At 50.8% G+C, this 24,793-nt stretch carries 32 protein-coding genes; 15 read left to right on the top strand and 17 right to left on the bottom strand.

Annotated elements, in window-relative coordinates:
* Positions 1 to 15: 15 nt before the first annotated feature.
* A complete protein-coding gene (locus tag C5610_RS01655) occupies positions 16 to 1,197 on the bottom strand; it encodes an RNA-guided endonuclease InsQ/TnpB family protein (RefSeq protein ID WP_222843002.1) in 1,182 nt (393 codons plus the stop codon).
* 105 nt (positions 1,198 to 1,302) lie between these two features.
* On the opposite strand from C5610_RS01655, the gene tnpA reads away from it, so the two are divergent.
* Positions 1,303 to 1,668: an IS200/IS605 family transposase gene (gene tnpA, locus C5610_RS01650; protein ID WP_105305587.1), complete on the top strand. Its 366-nt coding sequence runs from the start codon at positions 1,303 to 1,305 to the stop codon at positions 1,666 to 1,668.
* A 91-nt stretch (positions 1,669 to 1,759) separates the two neighbouring features.
* Here the strand turns inward: tnpA and C5610_RS01645 are convergent, their stop codons facing one another.
* The 8 genes from C5610_RS01645 to zapE all read right to left on the bottom strand — a co-directional run bounded on the left by C5610_RS01645 (position 1,760) and on the right by zapE (position 8,125).
* A complete protein-coding gene (locus C5610_RS01645) occupies positions 1,760 to 2,179 on the bottom strand; it encodes a ClpXP protease specificity-enhancing factor (protein WP_105307667.1) in 420 nt (139 codons plus the stop codon).
* Positions 2,180 to 2,223: 44 nt separating this feature from the next.
* Positions 2,224 to 2,844: a stringent starvation protein SspA gene (gene sspA / locus C5610_RS01640; protein WP_105305586.1), complete on the bottom strand. Its 621-nt coding sequence runs from the start codon at positions 2,842 to 2,844 to the stop codon at positions 2,224 to 2,226.
* 73 nt (positions 2,845 to 2,917) lie between these two features.
* Positions 2,918 to 3,652, bottom strand: coding sequence for a cytochrome c1 (locus tag C5610_RS01635; RefSeq protein ID WP_105305585.1), 735 nt, complete (start codon positions 3,650 to 3,652; stop codon positions 2,918 to 2,920).
* Positions 3,652 to 4,917 carry a cytochrome b gene (locus C5610_RS01630; RefSeq protein WP_105305584.1) on the bottom strand — a complete coding sequence of 422 codons (1,266 nt, stop codon included), beginning with the start codon at positions 4,915 to 4,917 and terminating at the stop codon, positions 3,652 to 3,654. The genes C5610_RS01635 and C5610_RS01630 overlap by 1 nt, the downstream gene beginning before the upstream one ends.
* Positions 4,917 to 5,507 carry a ubiquinol-cytochrome c reductase iron-sulfur subunit gene (gene petA, locus C5610_RS01625; RefSeq protein ID WP_105305583.1) on the bottom strand — a complete coding sequence of 197 codons (591 nt, stop codon included), beginning with the start codon at positions 5,505 to 5,507 and terminating at the stop codon, positions 4,917 to 4,919. Before petA ends, C5610_RS01630 begins: the two co-directional genes overlap by 1 nt.
* Before the next feature lie 465 nt (positions 5,508 to 5,972).
* Entirely contained in the window at positions 5,973 to 6,365 is a 393-nt protein-coding gene (rpsI, locus tag C5610_RS01620; protein WP_105305582.1) for a 30S ribosomal protein S9, read from the bottom strand.
* Positions 6,366 to 6,380: 15 nt separating this feature from the next.
* Entirely contained in the window at positions 6,381 to 6,809 is a 429-nt protein-coding gene (rplM, locus tag C5610_RS01615) for a 50S ribosomal protein L13 (protein WP_105305581.1), read from the bottom strand.
* Positions 6,810 to 7,015: 206 nt separating this feature from the next.
* The gene (gene zapE, locus C5610_RS01610; protein WP_105305580.1) at positions 7,016 to 8,125 is read right to left on the bottom strand and encodes a cell division protein ZapE; all 1,110 of its coding nucleotides are present in this window, start codon (positions 8,123 to 8,125) and stop codon (positions 7,016 to 7,018) included.
* A 105-nt stretch (positions 8,126 to 8,230) separates the two neighbouring features.
* Between zapE and C5610_RS01605 the strand changes: the two genes are divergently transcribed.
* The 3 genes from C5610_RS01605 to C5610_RS01595 all read left to right on the top strand — a co-directional run bounded on the left by C5610_RS01605 (position 8,231) and on the right by C5610_RS01595 (position 11,300).
* Positions 8,231 to 8,677 (top strand): YhcB family protein, encoded by a 447-nt coding sequence (locus tag C5610_RS01605; RefSeq protein WP_105305579.1) that lies wholly within the window; start codon positions 8,231 to 8,233, stop codon positions 8,675 to 8,677.
* A gap of 119 nt (positions 8,678 to 8,796) precedes the next feature.
* A complete protein-coding gene (locus C5610_RS01600; RefSeq protein ID WP_105305578.1) occupies positions 8,797 to 10,155 on the top strand; it encodes a Do family serine endopeptidase in 1,359 nt (452 codons plus the stop codon).
* An 86-nt stretch (positions 10,156 to 10,241) separates the two neighbouring features.
* On the top strand, positions 10,242 to 11,300 hold the full coding sequence (locus C5610_RS01595) for a trypsin-like peptidase domain-containing protein (RefSeq protein ID WP_105305577.1): 1,059 nt from the start codon (positions 10,242 to 10,244) through the stop codon (positions 11,298 to 11,300).
* On the opposite strand, the gene murA is transcribed toward C5610_RS01595, so the two are convergent.
* The 8 genes from murA to C5610_RS01555 form a co-directional block, all read right to left on the bottom strand.
* Positions 11,301 to 12,560, bottom strand: coding sequence for a UDP-N-acetylglucosamine 1-carboxyvinyltransferase (murA, locus tag C5610_RS01590; protein ID WP_105307666.1), 1,260 nt, complete (start codon positions 12,558 to 12,560; stop codon positions 11,301 to 11,303). It lies immediately after the preceding gene.
* 8 nt (positions 12,561 to 12,568) lie between these two features.
* Positions 12,569 to 12,829, bottom strand: a complete 261-nt coding sequence (locus C5610_RS01585; protein ID WP_105305576.1) for a BolA family protein — start codon at positions 12,827 to 12,829, stop codon at positions 12,569 to 12,571.
* Positions 12,830 to 12,869: 40 nt separating this feature from the next.
* Positions 12,870 to 13,184, bottom strand: coding sequence for a lipid asymmetry maintenance protein MlaB (locus C5610_RS01580; protein ID WP_105305575.1), 315 nt, complete (start codon positions 13,182 to 13,184; stop codon positions 12,870 to 12,872).
* Entirely contained in the window at positions 13,184 to 13,840 is a 657-nt protein-coding gene (gene mlaC / locus C5610_RS01575) for a phospholipid-binding protein MlaC (protein ID WP_105305574.1), read from the bottom strand. The genes C5610_RS01580 and mlaC overlap by 1 nt, the downstream gene beginning before the upstream one ends.
* Positions 13,841 to 13,855: 15 nt before the next feature.
* A complete protein-coding gene (gene mlaD / locus C5610_RS01570; protein ID WP_105305573.1) occupies positions 13,856 to 14,323 on the bottom strand; it encodes an outer membrane lipid asymmetry maintenance protein MlaD in 468 nt (155 codons plus the stop codon).
* A gap of 5 nt (positions 14,324 to 14,328) precedes the next feature.
* Positions 14,329 to 15,108: a lipid asymmetry maintenance ABC transporter permease subunit MlaE gene (mlaE, locus tag C5610_RS01565; protein ID WP_105305572.1), complete on the bottom strand. Its 780-nt coding sequence runs from the start codon at positions 15,106 to 15,108 to the stop codon at positions 14,329 to 14,331.
* Positions 15,105 to 15,905 (bottom strand): ATP-binding cassette domain-containing protein, encoded by an 801-nt coding sequence (locus C5610_RS01560; RefSeq protein ID WP_105305571.1) that lies wholly within the window; start codon positions 15,903 to 15,905, stop codon positions 15,105 to 15,107. Before C5610_RS01560 ends, mlaE begins: the two co-directional genes overlap by 4 nt.
* An 88-nt stretch (positions 15,906 to 15,993) precedes the next feature.
* Positions 15,994 to 16,539 (bottom strand): TetR/AcrR family transcriptional regulator, encoded by a 546-nt coding sequence (locus tag C5610_RS01555; protein WP_105305570.1) that lies wholly within the window; start codon positions 16,537 to 16,539, stop codon positions 15,994 to 15,996.
* 164 nt (positions 16,540 to 16,703) lie between these two features.
* On the opposite strand from C5610_RS01555, the gene C5610_RS01550 reads away from it, so the two are divergent.
* The 11 genes from C5610_RS01550 to mgtE are packed head-to-tail and all read left to right on the top strand — an operon-like array spanning position 16,704 to position 24,792.
* Positions 16,704 to 17,681, top strand: a complete 978-nt coding sequence (locus C5610_RS01550) for a KpsF/GutQ family sugar-phosphate isomerase (protein WP_105305569.1) — start codon at positions 16,704 to 16,706, stop codon at positions 17,679 to 17,681.
* Positions 17,682 to 17,698: 17 nt separating this feature from the next.
* Positions 17,699 to 18,247, top strand: coding sequence for a 3-deoxy-manno-octulosonate-8-phosphatase KdsC (gene kdsC / locus C5610_RS01545; RefSeq protein WP_187346286.1), 549 nt, complete (start codon positions 17,699 to 17,701; stop codon positions 18,245 to 18,247).
* Entirely contained in the window at positions 18,244 to 18,804 is a 561-nt protein-coding gene (gene lptC, locus C5610_RS01540; RefSeq protein WP_105305567.1) for an LPS export ABC transporter periplasmic protein LptC, read from the top strand. The genes kdsC and lptC overlap by 4 nt, the downstream gene beginning before the upstream one ends.
* Entirely contained in the window at positions 18,776 to 19,306 is a 531-nt protein-coding gene (lptA, locus tag C5610_RS01535) for a lipopolysaccharide transport periplasmic protein LptA (RefSeq protein WP_105305566.1), read from the top strand. The genes lptC and lptA overlap by 29 nt, the downstream gene beginning before the upstream one ends.
* Positions 19,307 to 19,310: 4 nt before the next feature.
* Positions 19,311 to 20,036, top strand: a complete 726-nt coding sequence (gene lptB / locus C5610_RS01530) for an LPS export ABC transporter ATP-binding protein (protein ID WP_105305565.1) — start codon at positions 19,311 to 19,313, stop codon at positions 20,034 to 20,036.
* Positions 20,037 to 20,067: 31 nt separating this feature from the next.
* On the top strand, positions 20,068 to 21,525 hold the full coding sequence (locus C5610_RS01525; protein WP_105305564.1) for an RNA polymerase factor sigma-54: 1,458 nt from the start codon (positions 20,068 to 20,070) through the stop codon (positions 21,523 to 21,525).
* A 28-nt stretch (positions 21,526 to 21,553) separates the two neighbouring features.
* Positions 21,554 to 21,841 (top strand): ribosome hibernation promoting factor, encoded by a 288-nt coding sequence (hpf, locus tag C5610_RS01520; protein WP_105305563.1) that lies wholly within the window; start codon positions 21,554 to 21,556, stop codon positions 21,839 to 21,841.
* Positions 21,842 to 21,843: 2 nt separating this feature from the next.
* Positions 21,844 to 22,314: a PTS IIA-like nitrogen regulatory protein PtsN gene (gene ptsN, locus C5610_RS01515; protein ID WP_105305562.1), complete on the top strand. Its 471-nt coding sequence runs from the start codon at positions 21,844 to 21,846 to the stop codon at positions 22,312 to 22,314.
* Entirely contained in the window at positions 22,305 to 23,150 is an 846-nt protein-coding gene (gene rapZ / locus C5610_RS01510; RefSeq protein ID WP_105305561.1) for an RNase adapter RapZ, read from the top strand. Before ptsN ends, rapZ begins: the two co-directional genes overlap by 10 nt.
* Positions 23,150 to 23,425 (top strand): HPr family phosphocarrier protein, encoded by a 276-nt coding sequence (locus C5610_RS01505; protein ID WP_105305560.1) that lies wholly within the window; start codon positions 23,150 to 23,152, stop codon positions 23,423 to 23,425. The genes rapZ and C5610_RS01505 overlap by 1 nt, the downstream gene beginning before the upstream one ends.
* A 2-nt stretch (positions 23,426 to 23,427) precedes the next feature.
* Entirely contained in the window at positions 23,428 to 24,792 is a 1,365-nt protein-coding gene (mgtE, locus tag C5610_RS01500) for a magnesium transporter (RefSeq protein ID WP_105305559.1), read from the top strand.
* The last annotated feature ends 1 nt before the right edge of the window (position 24,793 follow it).

The following is a 24,793-nucleotide window of genomic DNA, read 5'->3' as shown; positions in this document are numbered from 1 at the left end:
GAGGCTTCCAACTTCTCAGGCAGCAACCGGCGCGTGGCCGGATTTACGCAAGCCTCCATTGGCAGGAACCGACAGTCCTTCGGCTCTTAGTTTGATAATACCCTGCTGGCGGATATTGACCGCGGCGTTGATGTCGCGGTCAAGCTCTGCTTTACAAGCAGGGCACGACCAGTTACGCACCGACAACGGCAGGGTGTCTACCTTGTGCCCACAGCAGGAGCAGGTCCTGGAGCTGGCGAACCACTGGTCGATTTTGACCAGATGTTTGCCCTGCTCCTTCGCCTTGTATTCCAGTTTCTGAATCAGGCCGAACCAGCTTGCGTCTGCGATGTGCTTGGATAGCTTCCGGCTCTTCAGCAGGTTTTTTACTTTTAGGGTCTCGACTACCACCGCTTGGTTTTCGTCAATGAGTTGTCGGGACAGGTTGTGCTGGAAATCCGCACGTGCATTCGCTAGGCGCTCATGCGCCTTGGCAAGTTTCAAGCGTGCTTTCGTACGTCCTTTGCTGCCTTTCCGGCACCGGGACAGGGCCTTTTGCTTGCGTCGCAAGTTAGACTGGGCGCGTTTCAGGAAACGGGGATTCGCCGTCTTGTTTCCTTCGGAGTCGATAGCAAGATGGGTGAGCCCCATATCAACGCCCAGCACGGTATCAACGCTATGCAATGGGGCAGGTGTTTCCAAGCCGTCTTCGAGCAACAGCGAGGCATAGTATTTCCCTGTTACCGTGCGCGACAGCGTTACGCTCTTGAGCTTTCCGTCCAGCTCACGGTGGACCCGCGCCTTAATCGGTTTCATCTTCGGCACTTTGATCCAGTTCTCACCAGCACTCACACTCATGCAGTGGTAGCTGGATTGTTTACCGTGTTTGCGCTTGAACTTCGGATAACGGGCGGGAAGCTTCGGGTCAAAAAAGTTCTGGAAGGCTTCATCGAGGTTGATGCACGCTTGCTGGAGTGCAATCGAGTCAAAATCCTTGAGCCAGTGATACTTGCGGGACTTTTTCGCCACCGCCAACAGCGGCTTAAGGTCTTTCTTGGCCTTGAGCTTCAGGCCGTGGCGTTTGTACTGTGAGCTGATGATATGCAACGCCTTGTTGTACACGAACCGCGTAGCACCGAACTGGCGGTTGAGAAATTCCGCCTGTTCAGGTGTCGGGTAGATGCGTACTTTCGTGGCCTTTAACATTTCAGCGCTCATTGATATGATTCATTTATTATAAGCCAGTAAGGTCACTCTTCAAGTGAGTATGCATAATAAAGCGTTGCTGCAGATTACCTCCGAAAACGCCACAGCGTCACCAAGCTGGTTGTGCATCTGGTCTTTACCACCAAGTACCGGCGAAAACTGTTCAACGGCTATATGATTGAGCAACTACGTGAAGCGTTTGATTCTGCTTGCGGGAAATTGGAGTGTGACCTGCTGGAAATGGACGTTGAAGCGGATCACGTTCACCTGCTGATAGCCTATCCCCCGAAGCTGGCGATCAGCGTTATGGTGAACAACCTGAAATCGGTTTCATCTCGCCGGATACGCATACTCAATACCCACATACCCCGGCAAAGCAAAAGCGCAGCGCTCTGGTCACGCTCTTACTTTGCCTGTAGTGCAGGCGGGGCAACTATTGAAACACTGAGAGAGTATGTGCAGAGTCAGGCTACACCGGACTAGAACCGCTGCGCGGTTCCCGCTTGTATCCCCGCCCGATTGGGCGAGGGTTTACGCGGAGTTTTGCTAAGCGGGGCCTTAAACACCTATTTTATTACTTAATGACTTTCAGATTAGGACGTTTACGGGTTGTAGAGCTTTTCTCCGGGCTCGCCTCAGGTGCGTCGCCGGCATCGTCATCCGTAGATGGCATTTTATCCAGCTGAGGCTCGGCTTCAAACATCGCCCCGGCACCGTTTTCGCGGGCGAACAAGGCAAGCGCTGCCGTCATCGGCACGATCACTTCCATTGGCTGACCGCCAAACCGCGCATTAAAACGTATTTCATCATCCAGCAGTTGCAGACCCACAACCGCGCTGGGTGAAATATTCAGCGTAATTTGTCCGTCGTTGACGAATTGTTGTGGCACCTTAGTACCTACAATCGTAGCGTCGACCACCAGATGTGGTGTCAGCTGGTTATCCACAATCCAGTCGTATAAGGCCCGCAGTAAATACGGGCGCTTAGGGGTCATATCAGTCACTTTCATCATCGCCTCCCAAAGGTAGCGAGCAAGAACTAGCGTGCCAGTTCTTTTTCGGCGTCGGTGAGTGATTCCTGGAACGTTTTACGCTCGAACACACGAATCATGTACGCTTTAATGTCTTTTGCGCCCTGACCTTCCAGTTGAATACCGTAGGCCGGTAAACGCCATAACAGCGGCGCAATATAGCAATCGACTAAGCTGAATTCTTCGCTCATGAAATAAGGCGTATCAGCGAAAATCGGTGCCAGTGACAGCAGTCCTTCCTTAAGTTCCTGCCGTGCTGCGTTGTCGCCGGCGAGGATCTTATCGGCCAGCGCGTACCAATCACGCTCAATGCGATACATCATCAAACGGCTGGTGCCACGAGCGACCGGATACACCGGCATCAATGGAGGATGAGGAAAACGCTCATCGAGGTATTCCATGATGATTTGCGCATCGTACAGGACCAGTTCTCTATCCACCAAGGTCGGCGTCGCATCAGGGTAAGGATTCAGCTGAATCAAATCTTCCGGACGTTCATCACCATCAACGTAACTGATTTCAACACTTACGCCCTTCTCGGCTAAGACCAAGCGAACTTGATGACTTTTCAAATCATCCCGACCCGAATACAACGTCATCACTGAACGTTTATTTGCTGCAACCGCCATTTATTTCTCCAGATAATATCAACGGCAAAAGGGTGGCAAGCCACCCTTAATTACCTTTTCCTGACCATACTGATTACTTGAGATCTCGCCAGAACTCTTTCTTCAGCAGCCAAGCTAAAATGGTGAATACCAACAAGAAGCCGAAGACGAACCAACCGGTACGGCGTTGCTCCAGCAACATAGGTTCACCCATATAGACCAAAAATGCGGTCAAATCGAGCATGGCCTGATCGTATTCACTCTCAGTTAAGCGTCCACTACCGTCGGTTTTAATCCCAACGTAGACTTCTTTCATTTCGCCATCGATGCGACGTTCTTCATACGTCTTCTCTGGCAAGCCTTGCAGTTCTTCCAATACATGCGGCATACCGACATTTGGGAACACGGTGTTGTTAACGCCAAACGGACGGCTGTCGTCTTTATAGAAAGACCGCAAGTACGTGTAGATCCAATCTTCACCGCGAACTCGCGCCACGTTGGTTAGATCCGGTGGCGGGTTACCAAACCAGTTTCCGGCCGCATCAGGCGACATGTTAATGGTGATTAGGTCGCCTGCTTTGTTACCGGTGAACTGAAGGTGCTTTTGACCCAGCTCTTCCGGAATCTCCAAATCGTTAAACATGCGATTGTAACGAGCGTACTCCAGAGAGTGACAGCCCAGACAATAGTTCATGTATAACTGCGCACCGCGCTGCAGAGAAGCTTTGTCGTGCAAATCCACTTTCGCTTCATCTAACGGTACAGTTGGGCCCGCCGCAAATGCCAGCGACGGGATCAAGGTGATAAGAGCGATTAACAGTTTTTTCATTATGACGTCACCCTTTCTGGTACCGGTTTCGTTTTCTCGCGTCGACTGTAGAAGAACAGGAACACGAAGAACGCGAAATACAGGAATGTAAAGATTTGCGCAAACAGTGTCGCTACCGGCGTTGCAGGTTGTGTACCGAGGTAACCCAACACCACAAAGCTGATGACGAAGTTAACCAGGTTCAACTTGTGTAACACCGAACGATAACGCACTGAACGAACCTTACCGCGGTCAATCCATGGCAACAGCGCCAACAAAACGATCGCTGCAAACATCAGGATGACACCCAACAATTTGTCCGGTACCGCACGCAGAATCGCGTAAAACGGCGTGAAGTACCAAACAGGTGCAATGTGCTCCGGAGTCTTCAACGGGTTAGCCGGCTCAAAGTTTGGTGGCTCAAGGAAGAAACCGCCCATTTCAGGGTTAAAGAAAATCACATAACAGAAGAAGAACAGGAAGATACCGATACCAATCAGATCCTTCACGATGTAGTAAGGATAGAAAGGAATTGCATCAACGATGTCGTATTTCTTCGTGAAGCGCTCATGGAACTTAAACTTCGGCTTCTCTTCGTCCGGTACGGAGCCCTTAGGCTTCTTAATGGCAACACCGTCCGGGTTGTTAGAACCCACTTCGTGCAGAGCGATAATGTGCAAGAACACCAAAATCACCAGCACCAACGGTAAGGCAATAACATGCAATGCGAAGAAACGGTTAAGCGTCGCGCCGGAGATAACGTAGTCACCGCGAATCCACAGCGTTAAATCATCACCGATAACCGGAATTGCACCGAACAGTGAGATGATAACCTGCGCACCCCAGTATGACATCTGACCCCATGGCAGCAGGTAGCCCATAAAGGCTTCTGCCATCAACACCAGGAAGATGAACATACCGAATAGCCACAGCAATTCACGTGGTTTCTGGTAAGAGCCGTACATCATACCGCGGAACATGTGCAGGTAGACGACGACGAAGAAGGCTGAGGCACCGGTTGAGTGCATGTAACGCAGTAACCAACCGTACTCAACATCGCGCATGATGTATTCTACTGATGCAAACGCGCCTTCCGCACTGGGAACGTAGTTCATGGTCAGCCAGATACCGGTAAGGATCTGATTAACCAATACCAACATGGCGAGCACACCAAAGATGTACCACATGTTGAAGTTTTTCGGCGCGGGGTACTGAGCAAGGTGGATATTCCACGTCTTGGTCATTGGGATGCGTTCATCCATCCACTGTACAAATTTGTTAGCCATTACGCTTGCCCCTTCTCTTCGCCAACCAAAATCGTGTTGTCATCAACGTAGTAATGAGGCGGAACCACTAAGTTCAGTGGCGCAGGAACGCTTTGGAAAACACGACCAGCAATATCGAATTTGGAACCGTGACATGGGCAGAAGAAACCGGATTCTACACCTTCAACGTGTTCGCCCATACCGGATGGCAAGTAGGTAGGAGAACAGCCCAAGTGGGTACAAATACCAACGGCAACGAAAAACTCTTCTTTGATAGAGCGGTATTTATTCGCTGCATAAGGAGGTTGTTGCGGTTCTTCAGAGTTAGGATCACGCAGGTTGTCTTCGATTTTACCCAGACCGTCTAACATTTCCGGGGTTCGACGAACAACCCATACGGGCTTGCCCCGCCATTTCACACGGATCATCTGACCCGGTTCAGCTTTGGCTATATTTACTTCGACCGGTGCTCCGGCGTTTTTGGCTTTCGCACTAGGGTTCCAGGAAGCAATAAAAGGAACAGCTGTAAATGCTGCTCCAGCTCCACCGACAACCCCCGTCGCGACCGTCAAAAAACGACGGCGGCCTTTATCTACAGGCGCATTGCTCATCCATTTATTCTCCAGGTTTGGACGCTCCGCGGTGCATCGCCACGGAATCGGGAATTAGCTGCTGCGTTATCCGCCATACGGATTACAAAAAATGCCTTAGAATGATAAAGAAAACCCACAAAATTTACAAGACAAAAGGCTGGGCACGGCGTTGTTTATAGATGCCGTTACGCGCAACGAACCGCCTGCCGCAGGAAAACGCTTTTATTCGACTTCCAGGGGGCTGGATCAGGCGGGGGTGTTGGAGGCCATGGATGGCCGCAAACAAGCCTACAGGGACGTACTTGTGGCGTTCCCCGACTGACGGGGTCGCGTTACATCAAAAAGTCGCCGGTGTGAGCGCTCCGCCAAGCCGGTTTACCTGTGCGCCAAACGCACCGATGATTTCCTCGCGCCAAAGGCGCGAGCTACGGCCATAAAAAAACCCGGCGATGCCGGGTTTTTGGGGTACAGTTGAAGCTTGAATTAACGCTTCGAGAACTGTGGACGTTTGCGCGCTTTGTGCAAACCGATTTTCTTACGTTCAACCTGACGTGCGTCACGAGTAACGTAGCCTTCTTTACGAAGAGGACCACGGAACGCTTCGTCATACTGCATCAGCGCACGAGTAATACCGTGACGGATTGCGCCCGCCTGACCAGTAGTACCGCCACCACTTACAGTGATGTACAGGTCGAACTTTTCAGTCATTTCTACAAGCTCTAACGGTTGACGAACAACCATCTGAGCGGTTTCACGACCGAAGTATTCTTCCAACGCGCGGTTGTTGATTTGGATGTTGCCGCTACCCGGACGCAAGAATACGCGAGCCGTTGAGTTTTTGCGGCGACCAGTACCGTAGTATTGATTATCTGCCATAGTAGTCTTGCTCCGTTAGATATCCAGTTGTTTCGGCTGTTGAGCAACATGGTTGTGCTCAGCACCTGCGTACACTTTCAGTTTACGGAACATGGCACGGCCTAGTGGTCCACGAGGCAACATACCTTTAACCGCTTTCTGAATTACCATTTCAGGCTTCTTGGCAATCAGCTTTTCAAAGCTGATTGATTTGATACCACCCGGAAATCCAGTGTGCGAGTAGTACATCTTGTCCTGAGCTTTGTTACCGGTTACAGCAACTTTCTCTGCGTTAACAACAACGATGTAATCGCCGGTGTCTACGTGCGGAGTATACTCAGGCTTGTGCTTGCCGCGCAGGCGACGAGCGATTTCAGTAGCCAAACGACCTAAAGTTTTACCTTCTGCGTCCACTACATACCAGTCGCGTTTTACCGTTTCTGGTTTTGCTACAAATGTTTTCATGATAAAAAAACCTAAATCAAAAAGTTCACGGACAGTAATTCCGGGCTTCCCCGCGAATCACAACAATAAAATAATGAGGAAATTCATTAAGTTATCTGCTGCGACCATTGCCTAACCGAAGTTAACGCAATGGACTGTAACGTGGGCTGCGCGGATTATAGGAAAAATGGCGCTAAAGATCACGTACTTTTTGCAGAAAATTTAGCCTACGCTTTGTGCTCTTCGGCAAGATATTGCTGGCTTTGCATCTCCTGCAGGCGGCTGATGCAACGTTTGAACTCAAAGCTCAATTGACCTTCGGTGTACAATTGCTCAATGGGCACTTCCGCCGAAAGGATAAGTTTCACTTTGCGCTCATAAAATTCGTCCACCAAGGCGATGAAACGGCGCGCAATATCATCGCTGCCACGACCCATCTGTTCGACGTTGCTGACTAACACCGCGTGGTAGAGTTGACTGATTTCCATGTAGTCGTTCTGTGAGCGCGCCGTTTTGCAGATTGCGTTAAAGTCAAAAAACACCACATCATCACTGACTGCCCGCACCTCGATCTCTCGGCCGAGAATATCAATAGTGGTGGCGTCATAGCTGTCTTTGTTTTCCGGAGCCAACTGCGAAAAATACTGCTGCAGGTTCGCGTCAGCCTGCTGATCCAACGGCGAGTGGAAAATTTCCGCTCGGCTGAGTGTGCGCAAACGGTAATCCACACCGCTATCGACGTTAACCACACGACAGTTTTCTTTAATCAGGCGGATAGCCGGAAGAAAACGTTCCCGCTGCAGGCCATTCTTGTACAAATCATCAGGCACGATATTGGACGTGGCGACGAGCACGACCTTGCGCTCAAATAAATATTCAAACAGCTTGCCGAGCAACATAGCGTCGGTTATGTCCTGCACAAAAAACTCATCAAAACAGATGATTTTAGCTTGCGCCGCGATGCGGTCGGCAATGATTTCTAACGGATCGGACTGGTGCTTAAGGGATTTCAGTTCCTGATGCACTCGATGCATAAAACGATGAAAATGAACGCGCCATTTTTTATCCAGTGGCAGGCTGTCGAAAAACGTATCGACTAAATACGTTTTACCACGCCCTACACCACCCCAAAAGTAGAGTCCTTTTGGCGGTTTCGGCGTCGCACTGAACCATCGCTTCCAAAACGGTTGCTGGCACTGGCGCTGCCACAGCAACAGTTGCTGATAGAGTGCTTCGAGCTGTTCAACCGCATGCGCCTGCGCTTCATCGTGGCTGAATCCGTCTTGCTGTAAGTCTTTTTGATACCGCTGTTTTGGGCTTAAGCCTTGGCTGGACACTACAACTTAACCTCAGATCCGATTACCCTAAAATAAGCAGATAGTTTATCATGAAGCTAACTTTCAGCAATCAATAGCAATGCCCCCATTGCGCAGGAGTAGAAAATGAGTTGGATTATTGGTGTGCTACTGGTCATTGTCGGCGCTATCATTGGTTTTTTTGTGGCTAAGTTTTGGCTGAGTTCCGGCACCAACGGCGATCTGGAAAGCCAGGTTGAACAAAGCCAGAAGCAGTTGGCGGATTATCAGCGCGAAGTCGCAGAGCATTTCGCTACCGCGAATGCGCTGGTCGAGCAATTGGCGGAAACTCAGGACAAACTGCAAAATTACCTGAATCAAAGCGCTGAGTTACTGCAGCAACATGGCGTACAAGACGACTTACCGTTTTTCTCTGAGGACACTTTGCGTCAGTTGCGCGTAGCCAACACCGTCAATAAAGACTACCGTTCGGGTCAAAATGATGACGCGGCTGAACAAGCGCCTCGTGACTACACGGAAAAACGCAGTGGTTTGTTTGAGTCCAGCCGTGACAAACACTCAGAAAGGGATTAAAAAAATAATATCTTGAAACATTTTGCCAGTGAACTCATATAACGAGTCAGCGGTCTGAACGCACAGTTGGTTTTTGTTCGATGAGCAATTAAGCCCTATTCCGAGGAGTAAGTAACACTATGCAGAAACTGTTGACTCTTATTGCCGCTGCTGGCCTTGCTGTTGCCAGCGTTACGGCCACTGCGCAAGCAAGTATCCCGTTTTTTGGTAAATCCGACGAAGTCCCTACTCTGGCGCCAATGCTGGAAGAGGTGACACCGGCCGTCGTGAACATTTCTGTTAAAGGCAAACGCGAAGTCAGACAGCGACTTCCGGATGCGCTACGGTTCTTTTTTGGCCCCAATGCCCCGCGCGAACAAGTTCGTGAGCGGCCGTTCCAAGGGCTCGGTTCTGGCGTTATCATCGACGCAGAAAAGGGCTATGTTGTTACCAATAACCACGTTATCGATGACGCTACCGAAATTTTGGTGACGCTGAAAGATGGCCGCGAATTTGACGCCGAGGTCATTGGTACCGACGAGCGTTCAGATATCGCCTTAATCAAAATTAAAAACGGCGAAAACCTGACCGATATCGAGCTGGGCAAATCCTCCGATTTACGCGTGGGTGACTTCGTCGTCGCTATTGGCAATCCATTCGGTTTAGGGCAAACCGTGACCTCGGGTATTGTCAGCGCATTGGGTCGCAGTGGCCTCGGCATTGAAGAGCTGGAAAATTTTATTCAGACCGATGCTGCGATTAACAGCGGTAACTCCGGTGGTGCACTGGTCACATTGGACGGTAAGTTGATTGGGATTAATACCGCCATTCTTGGCCCCAACGGCGGTAACATCGGCATCGGCTTTGCGATCCCGTCGGATATGATGAACAACCTGGTTATGCAACTGATCGAATTTGGCGAAGTTCGTCGGGGCGTGTTGGGTATTCGCGGGCACGACCTCACTCATGACATCGCTAAAGCACTGGACATTGACGCAAGTACCGGCGCCTTTGTCGCAGAAGCCATTCCTGGTGGCTCGGCCGCTGAAGCCGGCATTAAATCCGGTGATGTGATCCTTTCCGTCAATGGCTCACGCATTGCTTCGTTCTCTGAGCTTCGTGCCTTAGTCAGCAGCATGGGGCAAGGTAAAACCATCAGCCTGGGTATTGTCCGTGACGGTGAAGAATTAGAAGTGGACGTTGTGCTTGGTGCCCAGGATGTTGAAGTGACCGCATCGTCTATTCATCCGGCACTTGAAGGCGCTACCCTGGCGGTTTCAAGTGACCCGGCGGGTATCGAAATTACCGCCATCGAAGAGGGTTCTCCTGCCGCTCGCATTGGTCTGGAAGAAGGCGACATCATCCGCGGTGTGAATCGCCAGATCGTGACCTCGGTTGGCGATTTGCGCAGTGTCATTGAAGACACTGCTGGCGTCGTTGCCCTTAATGTACAACGGGGCAACAGCTCACTGTACCTGGTGTTGCGTAACCCCGGTTAACGTCAGCTACGTCAGAAGCTTACAAAAAGGTGACAGCAGTGATAAGCTGATGTCACCTTTTTTGTTAATAGCGTCGGAACCCCATCATGAGTGCAGCACAATCGGTCTTTCGTTTTATCTTTCAGTCGGTTGGATTGGGTTTAATCGTTGCTGCCATCGTGATTCTGTTGCTCCCCTATCTGTCCAATCATTCGCGTGGCGCACTGGATCAAAATGCAACTGCGCTCAGTTTTAACGACGCCGTTAGCCGCGCAGCACCGGCAGTAGTCAATATCTATAGCCTGGGCGAAATTGAGGGTTCCTATTTTCAACCACGTACCTCGCGTGTCTGGCGATTAGGATCTGGCGTTATTATGGACGGCCGCGGCTATATCCTCACCGCACAACATGTGGTCGATAATGTTGATCAAATTTTGGTTGCCTTGCAGGACGGTCGTCAATACGGTGCCCAACTTATCGGCAGCGACTACTACACCGACTTAGCCGTGTTAAAAATAGAAGCCGACAACCTGCCGGTGATACCAACTGCCGAAAATCCACAGACGCGGGTTGGCGACATCGTGCTGGCGATAGGCAATCCCTATAATATTGGCCAGACCATCACTCAGGGCATCATCAGTGCCACCGGTGGCCGCGTTGGGGTCAGTCGTAGTTCTTATTCCGACCTTATTCAGATGGATGCGGTCATTAACCAAGGGGCCTCCGGCGGCGCTTTAGTTAACTCAACCGGGCAACTGATCGGCATTAATAACGCCCGTTTTAACAACGCTTTTGGCGATGGCATTGAAGGCATTTATTTTGCGGTTCCCTTTAGTACCGCCCGGGATGTAATGGAAACGCTTATCGCAGAAGGCAAAGTGGTGCGAGGTTGGATTGGTATCAGTGTCGACCCGAACTCCAGTGATCGGCTTGCCCAACAGGGCATTCAGATAACAGCGGTTGACCCCGGCAGCCCTGCCGCCGTTGCCGGCCTTAAGCCGAATGATGTGATCACCCGCATCGGTGGTAAACCGGTGCGCTCGGCATCGGAAGGCATGAAAGAGGTCGTAAACAGTAAGCCGGGGTCAGCAGTAGTCATCGACTTTTACCGCAACGGTGAGCCGCAAAGCGTCACCGTTACGATTGCCGAACCACCGGCCAATTAGTTAATCACGGACGCGAGTAATATCCGCACCCAATTGACGCAATTTGTGTTCAATCGATTCGTAACCGCGATCAATGTGGTAAATGCGTTCGACCACGGTTTCGCCCTGCGCCACAAGACCGGCAATAACCAGCGATGCCGAGGCTCGTAAATCGGTACACATCACCTCAGCGCCGGTCAGTCGGTCGACACCTTTACTGATTGCCGTGTTACCTTCAAGCTCCACTTGTGCACCCATGCGACGCAACTCCGGAATGTGCATGAAACGATTTTCGAAGATGGTTTCACGAATCCAACCACTGCCGTCGGCAATGCAATTTAACGCACAAAACTGTGCCTGCATATCTGTTGGAAATGCCGGGTGAGGCGCAGTAATAATGGTTACTGGCTGTGGTCGATGACTGGCACGAATACGAATCCAGTCATCACCTTTGTCGATATTCGCACCGGCCTCGGTTAACTTTTTCAACACCGCGTCAAGACACGCAGGATTCGTGTTGCGACAGGTCACGTCGCCCTGGGTTACCAGGCCAGCGACCAGGAAAGTACCGGTTTCGATGCGATCCGGCATGACCGCATAACGTCCACCATGCAGCTTCTCGACCCCATGCACCACAATGGTATCGGTACCCGCACCACGTATGTCTGCGCCCAACGTATTCAGGAAGTTGGCTAAATCAATAACTTCGGGTTCACGAGCCGCATTCTCAATAACGGTTTTGCCGTCGGCAAGCGCCGCCGCCGTCATCAAGTTTTCGGTGCCGGTAACACTTACCGTGTCCATTAAGATATTGGCACCCTTTAAGCGTCCGTTCACTGCCGCTTTGATGTAACCGTTTTCGACGGTAATGTGCGCCCCCATCTGACGCAGGCCTTCAATGTGAAGGTTAACCGGCCGAGCACCAATGGCGCAGCCACCCGGTAATGACACCTCTGCCTTTCCGGTACGTGCCAGTAACGGACCTAACACCAGAATCGACGCCCGCATGGTCTTAACCAGTTCGTAAGGCGCCACGGTCGTCGACAATGACGCTGGCGAGATGGTCACACTGCCATCACTGAGTCCGCTGTGCTCGATACCGAGCGTTTTCAGCAATTTCAGGCTGGTCTTTACATCTTGTAACTGCGGGACATTATCGAGTTGCACGGTGTCGCTGACGGCGACCGTTGCCAACAGAATGGGGAGTGCGGCGTTCTTAGCGCCGGAAATTGTGACCTCGCCCTGTAAGCGATGGCCACCTTTGATGACGAATTTATCCATGCTGACCATTAACCCTGCGGCATCACTAACTTTTTATCGCGAGCCCAGTCTTCCGGCGTGTACGTCTTTAACGAGACCGCATGCAGGGTACCATCAGCAATCAGGGGTTTTAACGGATTATAAACGTACTGCTGTCGTTTCACCCGACTTAACGACGCGAACACATCCCCTACCGCGATGATGTTTACGTTAGCACCGTCAAGCTGGACATGCACTTCGGCAAGTTCCAGTTGGTCTTTTAATAAGCCTTCAATTTGTTCTGCGTCCATCATTATTACCTTTTTTACAGCAGGTGTAAGTGTCAGGACGCTAGCTTAACGAAAGCACGCCCTCAACGCCACTGACCGCTGCAATTTGTTGCAACTGTTGACTTGCTCCGACACATTCAATCGACGTGACGTTTTGCGCTTTTACGACTTCCAGCAATAATGCCACGCCAGCAGTATCTACCGCGTCAACCTTACTCACATCCACCCGTGATATGGCTTTGCCATTGACGTCACTTAGCCACTGCGACCAAATTGCCGGAATCGTTTCTCGTGTCAAAGCACCCGCCAGCTCCAGCGTATGTTGATCATCGCTGAAGCTGATCTGGATACCGTTTAACTTGCGTGAACTCGCCATTATGCCGGTACGTCTACTTCGTCGTCCAACGAGATGGGTTGCTCTGCCTTGTCTTTCAGCAAAGCGATGGTGTTATCAATGCCTCGGGCACGGATCACCGAAGAAATCTCACTTTGCTTGCTTTGCAACAGGCTCACACCTTCAACAATGAGGTCGTAGGCTTTCCAGGTCTCGCTTTCACTGTCATAACGTACCGCGAAATCAAGCCGTATGGGCGGTCGACCCTGTTCAATAACCCGTGTTTCGACACGTACCGCGCGGTCATCCGGCGAAACGTTCTTCGGGTTAACGAACTCAACGTCGTGCTTTGACTCGTCATATTGTGTAAAAGCACGGGCATAGGTGGCAACAATGTAATCTGTAAAAGCTTGGTAAAAAGCCTGCCGTTGCTCGCTGCTGGTGTCTTTAAAGTAACGGCCCAACACCTTTTTCGACGCATAAATGTTGTCGACGTAAGGCATCAGCTCTTCTCTGACAACCGTTTTTAGATAGTTAGGGTCGTCATTAATCCGGTCGCGTTCCTCAGCAATACGAGCGAACGTCTTTTCAGCCACCTGCTCCAGCAAACGGTATGGGTTATCGTCTTTAATCACTTGCGCCGACGCAGGGGCAGCGATCATCAGTAGACTCAGTGCCCAAAAAATTAATGCCTTCATGTTTATCTCCTTAACTTAATCGTTACCCTGGCTGAACAGGAATTGCCCGATTAGCTGCTCAAGTACCAATGCTGACTTCGTGTCACTGATGGTATCGCCGTCTTCTAACATGCCCACGGTGTCATCAATAAAACCCGGTTGCAGACCAAGGTACTGTTCGCCCAGCAAGCCTGACGTTAGCACCGACAATGAGCTGGTCTCAGAGAACTGGTCGTAGTCCGCGCTGATTTCCATCTCTACTGTGGGTTCGTAATATTCACCGGTCAATGTGATGTTGCTTACGCGTCCGACAACAACCCCGCCGACTTTTACCGGCGAGCGCACTTTGAGGCTGCCGATATTATCGAACTTTGCATAGAGCTTATACGTTTCGCCCGACGTTGCGGCACTGCCACTGGCAGCTCTAAGCGCGATAAAAAGTAAGGCAAGTACGCCAAGTACAACAAACAAGCCAACCCAAATCTGTGTTTTACGTGATTCCATGGTTTCTACCCACCAAACATCAAAGCTGTAAGAATAAAATCAAGTCCGAGAACAGCCAGTGACGCCGTCACCACTGTCGAAGTCGTCGCTGTGCTAATACCTGCAGACGTTGGTACGGCACGATAACCTTTGTAAAGTGCGATCCAGGTCACTACAAATGCAAATACGATGGATTTAATAATGCCGTTCAATAAATCGTCGTACCAATCGACCGACGACTGCATCACCGACCAAAACGCCCCTTCATCAACACCCAGCCAGCCGGAACCCACCAGGTAACCGCCGTAGATGCCGACCGCAGAAAAAATCAACGCCAGTAATGGCATGCTGATAAAACCGGCCCAAAACCGTGGCGCCACCACCCGCCGTAGCGGGTCTACAGCCATCATCTCGAGGCTGGATAGCTGTTCGGTCGCCTTCATCAAACCAATTTCAGCGGTCAACGCCGAGCCCGCCCGACCGGCAAACAACAAGGCCGTCACGACGGGGCCTAACTCGCGCAGTAGCGACAGCGCCACCATCGGTCCGAGACTCTGCTCGGCACCATAGTCCACCAATATGGTATAGCCCTGCAGACCAAGCACCATGCCGATAAACAAACCGCTGACAATGATGATAAGCAACGACAAGACACCAACGACGTACATCTGTTTGATGAACAAAGGAAACGATTTGCGCGGGTTCGGCTTACCGATTATCGCACTGAGCAACATCGCTAACGCATAACCAATCCCAGCGACTTGATTCAGTGACGTGTGCCCCACTCGGCGCAGCTGTTCGATCATCGCTGACCTCCTAATAAGTCACTGGCAAAGTCATCGTCAGAATAGTGGAATGCCACCGGACCATCGGCCTCACCGTGCAAGAACTGTTTAACCAATGCGGTGTCATCTTTTAACAATGCCTGGGGCTCACCCTCTGCAACCACTCGTTTGTCCGCAATAATGTAGGCATAGTCGGCAATGCTCAGCACCTCATCGACGTCGTGTGTCACCACGATTGAGGTTAACCCAAGCGAATCATTTAACGACTTGATCAGCTTAACGATCACCCCCATCGAAATCGGGTCCTGCCCGGCGAACGGTTCATCGTACATGATCAGATCAGGATCCAGCGCAATGGCTCTTGCCAGCGCCGCACGCCGTGCCATACCGCCGGAAAGTTCCGCCGGCATCAAGTGTCGGGCGCCGCGCAAACCAACGGCTTCGAGCTTCATAATGACAATGCTGCGAATCAACCGTTCGGATAAGTTGGTGTGTTCTCGCAACGGAAACGCGACATTGTCGTAAACGCTCATATCGGTAAACAGGGCTCCACTCTGGAACAACATGCTCATCCGTTTGCGTAATTCATAAAGCGGTTTTCTTGCCAGTTGAGGCACTTCCACATCCGCCACCTTAATGCTTCCCGATGACGGCTTTAGCTGCCCGCCAATGAGTCGCAACAAGGTTGTTTTACCGATGCCGCTCGGTCCCATTACCGCGACCGTTTTACCTTTCGGAACGGTTAACGACAAGCCCTCATAAATGGAACGCTCGCCATGTGAAAAATGCACATTGTTCAGCTCGACAAAATTGCTCACTGTGCTTCCTGTGTTATCGTTTCTTTAAGCTTACGTAGTTTAGCGCGTAAGCGTCTAATCACTAACTGTAAAAATGTTGCAAAACATATCAGTTAATCGAATCAACCAATGTCATCAATTTCTGCGCAAACTGTTCGCGATCGGCCTGGCAATGCTGGCAAAGCTGCAGTTGCTCAAACAAACGGGCACCGTGCACAGAAAAGAATAACAATTCCGCCAACTGCGGATCAGGCGTATCATTTTTTATCGCGTCGAAGGTCTGCCGGACATGCTCTTGTAACGGCTCCAGCAGTTCTGGATTATTTGCCGCAACGGCCAACATACCGCTGCTCAATTGTGCACATTCAGCATCACTGTTTAATGAGGCTAATAGAATACTTTTTAGTTCACGGCGTGGATCGTTTTCGAGTTGCTCACGAAAGTGCGCACGCAAGGCATCGAATTGTTGCACCATACGCTCTAGCATAGCGGCTAACAGCGCGTTTTTATTGGCAAAGTGATACAGCAAACCGCCTTTACTGATACCGGTTTCCTGACACAGGGCATCAAACGTCAAATGCGCAGCCCCCTGCTCCGCAACCAGTTGTTCTGCCGCGTCTATAATTGCATCACGATTGCTTGGCCGACCCACCATTTACTGCTTCCCGGGGCTCATTTAGGGCCCACTTTATTAACCGTCCAGTTGGTATAGTAATTAACTCTTAATAAAAAAGCAATATTCTCTGCTCCGTCACGGTAGGCATAGCCATTGATAATGACGTATCATTAGCGCATAAACTGACAAGCTGGGAAGATTCTATGAAGCAAGTCACACATGACTTTCGCCCGCTCGGCCACGATGTGCTGGAGATCGAGCAAAGCGCTATCGCAGGCCTCAAACAATACATCGACGAACAATTTAATCGCGCCTGTCAGATCATGTTCGATTGCAAAGGCCGGGTGATTGTCATCGGCATGGGTAAATCAGGCCACATCGGTGGAAAAATAGCCGCAACACTGGCTTCTACCGGCACGCCGGCATTCTTTGTCCACCCGGGTGAAGCCAGCCATGGCGACCTCGGTATGGTAACCGACAACGACGTTGTTATTGCCATTTCCAACAGTGGTGAAACCTCAGAGGTTCTGAATATTCTACCGGTGATAAAACGATTAGGTGTGAAGCTGATCGCCATGACCGGCAACCCCGAGTCAACGTTGGCACGCCTTGCTGACGTGCATGTCTGCATTAAGGTAGAACAAGAAGCCTGCCCATTGGGTTTAGCGCCCACCGCCTCGACGACGGCCACCCTGGTTATGGGGGATGCGTTAGCCGTGGCTCTGTTGAAAACCCGGGGCTTTACCGCCGATGACTTTGCCTTGTCTCATCCCGGCGGTTCACTGGGTAAGCGTTTGCTGCTACGCCTACAGGACATTATGCACACCGGCGATCGCGTTCCGGTAACCGAACAAACGGCGCTCATCAGTGAAGCCTTATTAGAAATGTCGCGCAAAGGCCTGGGCATGACCGCAATTGTCGATGACAACAAGCGCCTGGCGGGCATTTTCACGGATGGTGACTTACGCCGCATTCTCGACAATCGTATCGATGTTCACAGCACCGGTATCCATGAGGTTATGACACGTTCCTGCATTACCGCGAACGCCGATATGCTGGCTGCGCAAGCGCTAAAAATTATGCAGGATCGCAAAATTAACGGTCTTATCATTGTTGACGAGGATGGCCGTCCCGTTGGCGCAATGAACATGCATGACCTGCTACAAGCTGGCGTTGTCTGAGGAGATAATCAATGGAGATGATTAATACCTGGTATGGCGATATCGAGCAGGCGCTGCTGAAGAAGTTTCAACAGGTACGTTTACTGGTGCTCGACGTGGATGGGGTATTTTCGGACGGCCGTATTTATTTAGGTAACGACGGTGAAGAGCTGAAAGCCTTTCATACCCGTGACGGTTTTGGCATGAAGGCACTGGTTAACGCCGGCTTTACCACGGCCGTGATTACCGGCCGTCAGTCTGCTATCGTCGAACGCAGAATGAAGCACCTGGACGTAGGTCATATTTTTCAGGGACAATCCGACAAAACCGTCGCTTATCAGCAATTGCTTGAGCAACTCGATGTGACCCCCGAGCAGGTCGCTTACATCGGCGATGATGTTCCGGATTTGGCATTAATTCAACGTTCCGGACTGGGTATCGCCGTTCATGATGCGCACCCGGCCGTGCAACAAGGCGCTGATTATATTACCCGGTGCGCGGGCGGCCACGGTGCTGTTCGCGAAGTCTGTGATTTATTACTGTTGGCCAGTGGCCAGCTTCGCAGTGCTGAGGGGATCAGTCTGTGAGTCGTCGCATCACCTTCATTCTGCTACTGCTGTTCGGGGCGGGACTGTTACTGGTCTGGCGCCCTTTTATCGACGAAGGTGAAGATACTGCCCAACAACGTTCACAAATCATGAAGCCCGATTTCACCGCTCGGGGGCTGGAAACCCGATTATTTGAGTCGGAAGGAAACCTGGCACACCAGCTTAAAGCGGATGCCATGGCACACTACCTGCAAATCGGGCTGACAGAGTTAACCCAGCCGGTTTATTCGGTGTATACCGAGGACAATCAGGCGACCTGGCAAATCAGTGCTGAACAAGGCACTTTTTATGACGACCAAACGCTGATCCTGGAGCGTGGTGTTGAAATAAAGTCGCTTCAGCCTGATACTGCTATACAAAGGGTTGTGACGGAATATCTGGTCATTGATATGGCCGCTGAAACAATGCGCACTGACTATCCAGTTACCCTGTTTGGGCCACAACTTACGATTCAGGGCGATGGTCTGAAAGCTGACTTATACGCCGAAAAAATGGAGCTAAACCGACATGTTAAGACCGTATTTGAGCCTCGCTAGTGGCGTTATGCTGCTCGTCAGTGCGAACGTTTATGCGCAAGGCGAAGCGGACTTCTCGAAAGCCATTGAATTAACCGCCGGGCATGAAGAACTGGATATCAAAAACAACCGGCTACTGCTGACCGATAATGTTACCGTCAAACAGGGCACGTTGGAAATTAAGGCCGATCGTGTCGAAGCTCTGCGAAATGCGGATCAACAGGCGGACACCTTTATCGCGGAAGGAAATCCAGCGACCTATACTCAACAACTGGACGACGGCTCCACCATCAGTGCACAGGCCGACCGTATTACCTACTATCAGGCACGTGAAGTGCTGGAGCTGGTGGGGAATGCTCAAGTCTCGCAGGGCTCCAGCCGTTCGAGTGCGCAAATTATTACCTATGACCTGGCTCAGCAGACCGTTTCAGCCAGTGGCGAAGGTTCTGAAAACAACCGGGTAACCACCATATTCACACCGCCGAAAAAGAAAAAAGACGATAAAAACGGGAGCAACAACTGAGTTCATGGCTACTTTATCCGTTCGTCATTTAGCAAAGAGTTACAAACGCCGGCAAGTGGTTAAGGACGTGAGTCTGGAAGTCAGCCAGGGGCAAATCATTGGGCTGCTGGGCCCGAACGGTGCCGGTAAAACCACGACCTTTTACATGATCGTAGGCTTGGTGAACAGCGACAAAGGACAGATTTATCTGGATGACACCGACTTAACCCTGCTGCCTATGCACGAGCGAGCGCGACGTGGCATCGGTTATTTGCCGCAGGAGTCATCGATTTTCCGGAAACTGACCGTGCGCGACAATCTGATGGCAATCCTGGAAACTCGCAAAAACCTCACCGCAGTAGAGCGCGAAGAAAAGGTTGATGCACTGTTAGAAGAGTTTCACATCGGCCACATCGCCAATAGCCTCGGCATGAGCCTTTCCGGCGGCGAGCGCCGCCGCGTTGAAATCGCCCGCGCATTGGCGGCGGACCCGACCTTTATTCTGCTTGATGAACCGTTTGCCGGGGTGGACCCGATTTCTGTACTCGATATCAAGAAAATTATCGAGCACCTTAAACAACGTGGCATTGGTGTTTTGATCACCGATCATAATGTACGTGAGACCTTGTCAGTATGTGAGCATGCTTATATTGTCAGTCACGGACAATTGATTGCCAGCGGTGATGCTGAGAGTATATTATCAAATCAACAGGTTAAGGATGTTTACCTCGGTGAGCAGTTCACACTGTAAGCAGCATAGCGTGAAGCCGGGAGTCAGATAAATGCGACAAAGCCTTCAGTTAAAAATCGGTCAGCAGCTGACCATGACACCACAACTACAGCAAGCCATTCGCCTGCTGCAGTTGTCGTCGTTGGATCTACAGGCTGAAATTCAGGAGGCACTGGACAACAACCCGCTGCTTGAAGTTGACGGTGACCATCAGGACGTCGAGGGTGAAGCACCAGAAACCTCTAATCATCGTGATGACAGCCATCAGGAAACCTCTGATGTGCTGAAAAAAGATCAACTCCCTGATGAACTCCCGGTCGACAGCAGCTGGGATGATACCTATACCTCATCCACTCCGACATCGGTTACCAGCCCTAACGGTAAAAGCTATGACGGCGAGATGGATGTCTATCAGGGCGAAACCAGTGAGTCACTGCAGGATCACCTGTTGTGGCAAATGCAACTGTCGCATTTTTCCGATGAGGACACTGAAATAGCCGAAGCCATTATCGAGTCGATTGATGATAATGGCTACCTGACTTCCTCCGTTGACGACATCGTTGCCGCGTTACAGCATCTGGACATTGGTGAAGACGAAGTGCTGATGGTGCTGAAGCGTATTCAACATTTTGATCCCGTTGGTGTTGGTGCCCGCGATGTCGCCGAGTGTCTGAGCATTCAGTTACGTCAACAAGTAGAAGACTCACCACTCAAAGAACAGGCGCTGGAGCTTGTACAGCAACACATGGACCTGCTCGGTAGCCGCGATTACCGCACCATCCTGCGCAAAATGCGCTTATCCGAAGGGCAACTGAAAGAGATTATGCAATTAATTCAGCAATTGCATCCTCACCCCGGTGAACAAATTGCGCAGAAGCCGGTTGAATACGTCATACCCGACGTTTCAGTGGTAAAAAAACAAGGGCGCTGGGTGGTCGAATTGAACCCCGACAGCGTACCCAAATTAAAAGTGAACGAAGAATATGCGGCCTTAAGTAAAGCCGCAAAATCCGCAGCAGACAGTCAATATATAAAATCGCACACGCAGGAAGCGCGCTGGTTCATTAAAAGTTTGGAAAGTCGTAATGAGACCTTGTTAAAGGTTGCACACTGCATTGTTCACCGCCAACAAGGCTTTTTTGAACACGGTGAAGAGGCTATGAAGCCGATGGTACTCAACGACATCGCCGAAGCCGTCGATATGCATGAAAGCACTATTTCACGGGTCACTACGCAGAAATATCTACACTGCCCACGGGGCGTGTTTGAACTCAAATACTTTTTCTCCAGTCATGTCAATACAGAAGCAGGAGGTGAGTGTTCAAGTACCGCTATTCGTGCTTTAATTAAGAAGTTAGTGGCGGCGGAAAACCGCGCTAAACCATTGAGTGACAGCAAAATTGCTGAACTCATAGCAGACCAGGGAATCCAAGTAGCAAGGAGGACAATTGCGAAGTATCGGGAGTCGTTAAACATTCCGTCCTCGAGCCAACGCAAGAGTCTGCTTTAATCGTGATAGAAACAAGAAGGAAGACGTTATGCAAATTAATTTGACCGGTCATCACATCGATATTACCGACGCACTGCGTGACTATGTAGACACTAAGTTCGCTAAACTTGAGCGACACTTTGACCACATCAACAATGTTCACGTCATCCTTAAAGTAGAAAAAACGGCACAAATCGCGGAAGCCAACCTGCACGTTAATGGCGGCGAAATTTTTGCCGATGCCCAACACGACGATATGTATGCGGCCATCGATGGTTTAATTGATAAACTCGATCGGCAAGTTATTAAACACAAAGAGAAAATGAAAAAACATTAATCATGCAACTGTCTGAACTGTTAAGCCCCGACTGCACCAAGTGTGCAGTCGAGGGCGCAAGTAAAAAACGGCTATTAGAAACCATTAGCCAAATTGCGGCTCCCAAGCTGGTCGGCATTACCCGCCATGATATTTTTGAGAGCCTGTTAAATCGCGAACGTTTAGGCAGTACCGGTATTGGCCTTGGTATTGCGATTCCACATGGTCGCTTACCCAATGCAACTCAGCCTGTGGCGGTGTTGATAACGCTTGCCGAGCCGATTGAGTTTGACGCCATAGATAACCAGCCCGTAGACATTATTTTTGCCCTGCTGGTACCCGAATCTGAACACGAAAATCATCTGCAAACGCTGGCCACCGTAGCACGCCGCATGAATGATAAGGTGTGTACCCGCGCACTGCGAGCGGCACATAGTGACCAGGATCTTTACGACATTTTTGTTAATGAGGACAGTGACGGATCATGCAGTTAATCGTTGTTAGTGGCCGGTCTGGTTCAGGAAAAACCATCGCTCTTCGGGTTCTGGAAGATCTTGGCTACTACTGCGTTGATAACCTTCCGATCGCTTTGTTACCGACGCTGGTGCATGCCGTAATGGCGCAATATGATCGCATTGCCATCAGTATCGACGTAAGAAATTTACCCGAAAATTCGGAAGAATTACTCGAGTCGCTGGACTTTCTCCCGGCTGAAGTCGAGCCGGAAATTTTGTTCATTGATGCGGATGACCAAACCTTATTACAGCGCTTCGGCGAAACCCGCCGGCTACACCCGTTGTCACAAAAAGAACTGCCCCTCACTGACGCCCTACAGCTTGAACACAAGCTACTTGAGCCGATTATGGAGCGTGCCAACTGGCGCATCGACAGTAGCCACTTGTCGTTGCACCAACTGAGTGAGCAAGTCGCCGAACGAGTGCTGGGGCGGGCACAGAAAAAGCTCATCATCGTCTTTCAATCGTTTGGCTTCAAATACGGCTTACCCAAAGATGCCGACTTTGTCTTTGATGCGCGCATATTGCCAAACCCACACTGGCAGCCAGAGCTCAAACTGCTCAGTGGCCTGGATGATGATGTCCAGCATTACTTCCGGCAACAACCGCTGGTTGCTAAGTACATCCATCAGGTGGAAAACTTCCTGGCCACCTGGATTCCACATTTTCAGCGCAGCAACCGTAGCTATCTGACCATTGCCACAGGTTGCACCGGCGGTCAGCACCGTTCTGTTTACATCACCGAGCAGTTGGCAGAACGTTTTCGTCATACGGCGATTAATGTGCAAGTGCGCCACCGTGAGATAACAAAATAATGGCAACCCTCTGTAAAACACTGATCATTCGTAATAAACTTGGTTTACACGCACGCGCAGCCACCAAACTGGCGCAACTTACCCAGCGTTTCGATGCCAAAATCGCGGTTGAACAAGACGGCCAGCGTGTCGATGCAGCCAGTGTCATGTGTCTGATGCTGCTTGCCGGTAAACAAGGCAAAGCGGTTAATGTATATGCCGAAGGCAATGAGGCCGAAGCCGCGTTGGCAGCCGTTACCGAGTTATTTGAACAGCGCTTTGAGGAAGACGAATAAGCATGGTCGCCGAACTGACCGATAAAGAATATGCAATGCAGCGTATTCAAGAGGTGAATGCTGCCCTGGCGGACGGCATGTACGTGGCTGCCCGCCGTATGCTGCATAATATGCCGGCCTGTGACATCGCGCTGTTACTGGAGTCATCACCGCCGAAAAACCGTGCCATCGTCTGGAAGCTGGTCGATGTTGACGAACACGGTGAAATCCTCGAAGAACTCTCCGAAGAAGTACAGAAGTCGATCATCCGGCAAATGGCGCCGGAGAAACTGGCCGCCGCAACCGAAGGCATGGACACCGATGACCTTGCCTATGTTCTTCGTGGTCTTCCGGATCAGGTTTATCAGGAAGTGCTTAAGTCAATGGACGAGCGCGACCGCGAACGTGCAGAGACGGCACTGTCCTATGATGAGGATACCGCCGGCGGTATCATGAATACCGACACCATCACGGTTCGGGCCGACGTCAGCGTTGACGTGGTTCTGCGTTATTTGCGCTTGAAGGGTGAGTTACCCGAAGCCACTGACATGCTCTATGTTGCTGATCGCAACGACAAACTGATTGGTGAAATCTCGTTGGCGCGGCTGGTTACCGTTGATCCCAGCAAAATCGTTTCTGACATCATGTCGACCGAAGTGGTCAGTATCCCGGTTGATATGCAGGAAACCGAAGTCGCTAAACTTTTTGAACGCTTTGACTGGGTTTCCGCGCCGGTTGTTGACGCAGAACAGCAATTGGTCGGTCGTATCACCATCGATGACGTGGTTGATATCATTCGTGAAGAAGCCCAGCACTCGATGCTGAGCATGGCCGGTCTTGAGGATGATGAAGATACCTTCGCACCGGTACTGAAAAGTACCCGTCGCCGTACCGTATGGCTGGCGGTTAACTTGCTGACCGCGTTACTGGCGGCAATGGTCAGTTCGTTGTTTGAAGACATTTTGGCGCAAATGGCAGTGCTCGCCATTCTCAATACCATCGTCCCAAGCATGGGCGGTATCGCCGGCAGTCAGACACTGACTCTGGTTATTCGGGGTATGGCGCTCGGCCACATCGGTACCAGTAACTCACGTTGGCTTATCGGTAAGGAGCTCGCGATTGGGGCGCTTAATGGCGTTATCTGGTCGGTCTTGATAGCCGCCGTTGTGGCGTTGTGGATGCAGAGCTGGCTGGTCGGTGGCATTATCGCCTTCGCGATGATGGCGAACTTACTGGCAGCCGCGCTGGCCGGGGTTACGGTGCCAATGATATTGAAGAAATTTAATATTGACCCTGCCCTTGCAGGCGGGGTCATTCTTACAACGGTTACCGATGTTGTCGGTATTTTTGCCTTCCTTGGCACCGCGACGTTGTTGCTTTCCGCCTAAC

Origin of the sequence: Idiomarina sp. OT37-5b, assembly GCF_002968395.1 — a bacterium.
GTDB classification, from domain to species: Bacteria; Pseudomonadota; Gammaproteobacteria; order Enterobacterales; family Alteromonadaceae; genus Idiomarina; species Idiomarina aquatica.
This window is presented reverse-complemented; position numbering and strand designations above follow the sequence as displayed.

Bases quoted from the DNA above. Each gene is read 5' to 3' on its own strand.
- C5610_RS01655 (WP_222843002.1), bottom strand. From the start codon at position 1,197: ATGAGCGCTGAAATGTTAAAGGCCACGAAAGTACGCATCTACCCGACA.
- C5610_RS01645 (WP_105307667.1), bottom strand. From the start codon at position 2,179: ATGACCCCTAAGCGCCCGTATTTACTGCGGGCCTTATACGACTGGATT.
- sspA (WP_105305586.1), bottom strand. From the start codon at position 2,844: ATGGCGGTTGCAGCAAATAAACGTTCAGTGATGACGTTGTATTCGGGT.
- C5610_RS01635 (WP_105305585.1), bottom strand. From the start codon at position 3,652: ATGAAAAAACTGTTAATCGCTCTTATCACCTTGATCCCGTCGCTGGCA.
- C5610_RS01630 (WP_105305584.1), bottom strand. From the start codon at position 4,917: ATGGCTAACAAATTTGTACAGTGGATGGATGAACGCATCCCAATGACC.
- petA (WP_105305583.1), bottom strand. From the start codon at position 5,507: ATGAGCAATGCGCCTGTAGATAAAGGCCGCCGTCGTTTTTTGACGGTC.
- rpsI (WP_105305582.1), bottom strand. From the start codon at position 6,365: ATGGCAGATAATCAATACTACGGTACTGGTCGCCGCAAAAACTCAACG.
- rplM (WP_105305581.1), bottom strand. From the start codon at position 6,809: ATGAAAACATTTGTAGCAAAACCAGAAACGGTAAAACGCGACTGGTAT.
- C5610_RS01605 (WP_105305579.1), top strand. From the start codon at position 8,231: ATGAGTTGGATTATTGGTGTGCTACTGGTCATTGTCGGCGCTATCATT.
- C5610_RS01600 (WP_105305578.1), top strand. From the start codon at position 8,797: ATGCAGAAACTGTTGACTCTTATTGCCGCTGCTGGCCTTGCTGTTGCC.
- C5610_RS01595 (WP_105305577.1), top strand. From the start codon at position 10,242: ATGAGTGCAGCACAATCGGTCTTTCGTTTTATCTTTCAGTCGGTTGGA.
- murA (WP_105307666.1), bottom strand. From the start codon at position 12,560: ATGGATAAATTCGTCATCAAAGGTGGCCATCGCTTACAGGGCGAGGTC.
- C5610_RS01585 (WP_105305576.1), bottom strand. From the start codon at position 12,829: ATGGACGCAGAACAAATTGAAGGCTTATTAAAAGACCAACTGGAACTT.
- C5610_RS01580 (WP_105305575.1), bottom strand. From the start codon at position 13,184: ATGGCGAGTTCACGCAAGTTAAACGGTATCCAGATCAGCTTCAGCGAT.
- mlaC (WP_105305574.1), bottom strand. From the start codon at position 13,840: ATGAAGGCATTAATTTTTTGGGCACTGAGTCTACTGATGATCGCTGCC.
- mlaD (WP_105305573.1), bottom strand. From the start codon at position 14,323: ATGGAATCACGTAAAACACAGATTTGGGTTGGCTTGTTTGTTGTACTT.
- mlaE (WP_105305572.1), bottom strand. From the start codon at position 15,108: ATGATCGAACAGCTGCGCCGAGTGGGGCACACGTCACTGAATCAAGTC.
- C5610_RS01555 (WP_105305570.1), bottom strand. From the start codon at position 16,539: ATGGTGGGTCGGCCAAGCAATCGTGATGCAATTATAGACGCGGCAGAA.
- C5610_RS01550 (WP_105305569.1), top strand. From the start codon at position 16,704: ATGAAGCAAGTCACACATGACTTTCGCCCGCTCGGCCACGATGTGCTG.
- kdsC (WP_187346286.1), top strand. From the start codon at position 17,699: ATGATTAATACCTGGTATGGCGATATCGAGCAGGCGCTGCTGAAGAAG.
- lptA (WP_105305566.1), top strand. From the start codon at position 18,776: ATGTTAAGACCGTATTTGAGCCTCGCTAGTGGCGTTATGCTGCTCGTC.
- lptB (WP_105305565.1), top strand. From the start codon at position 19,311: ATGGCTACTTTATCCGTTCGTCATTTAGCAAAGAGTTACAAACGCCGG.
- C5610_RS01525 (WP_105305564.1), top strand. From the start codon at position 20,068: ATGCGACAAAGCCTTCAGTTAAAAATCGGTCAGCAGCTGACCATGACA.
- hpf (WP_105305563.1), top strand. From the start codon at position 21,554: ATGCAAATTAATTTGACCGGTCATCACATCGATATTACCGACGCACTG.
- ptsN (WP_105305562.1), top strand. From the start codon at position 21,844: ATGCAACTGTCTGAACTGTTAAGCCCCGACTGCACCAAGTGTGCAGTC.
- rapZ (WP_105305561.1), top strand. From the start codon at position 22,305: ATGCAGTTAATCGTTGTTAGTGGCCGGTCTGGTTCAGGAAAAACCATC.
- C5610_RS01505 (WP_105305560.1), top strand. From the start codon at position 23,150: ATGGCAACCCTCTGTAAAACACTGATCATTCGTAATAAACTTGGTTTA.
- mgtE (WP_105305559.1), top strand. From the start codon at position 23,428: ATGGTCGCCGAACTGACCGATAAAGAATATGCAATGCAGCGTATTCAA.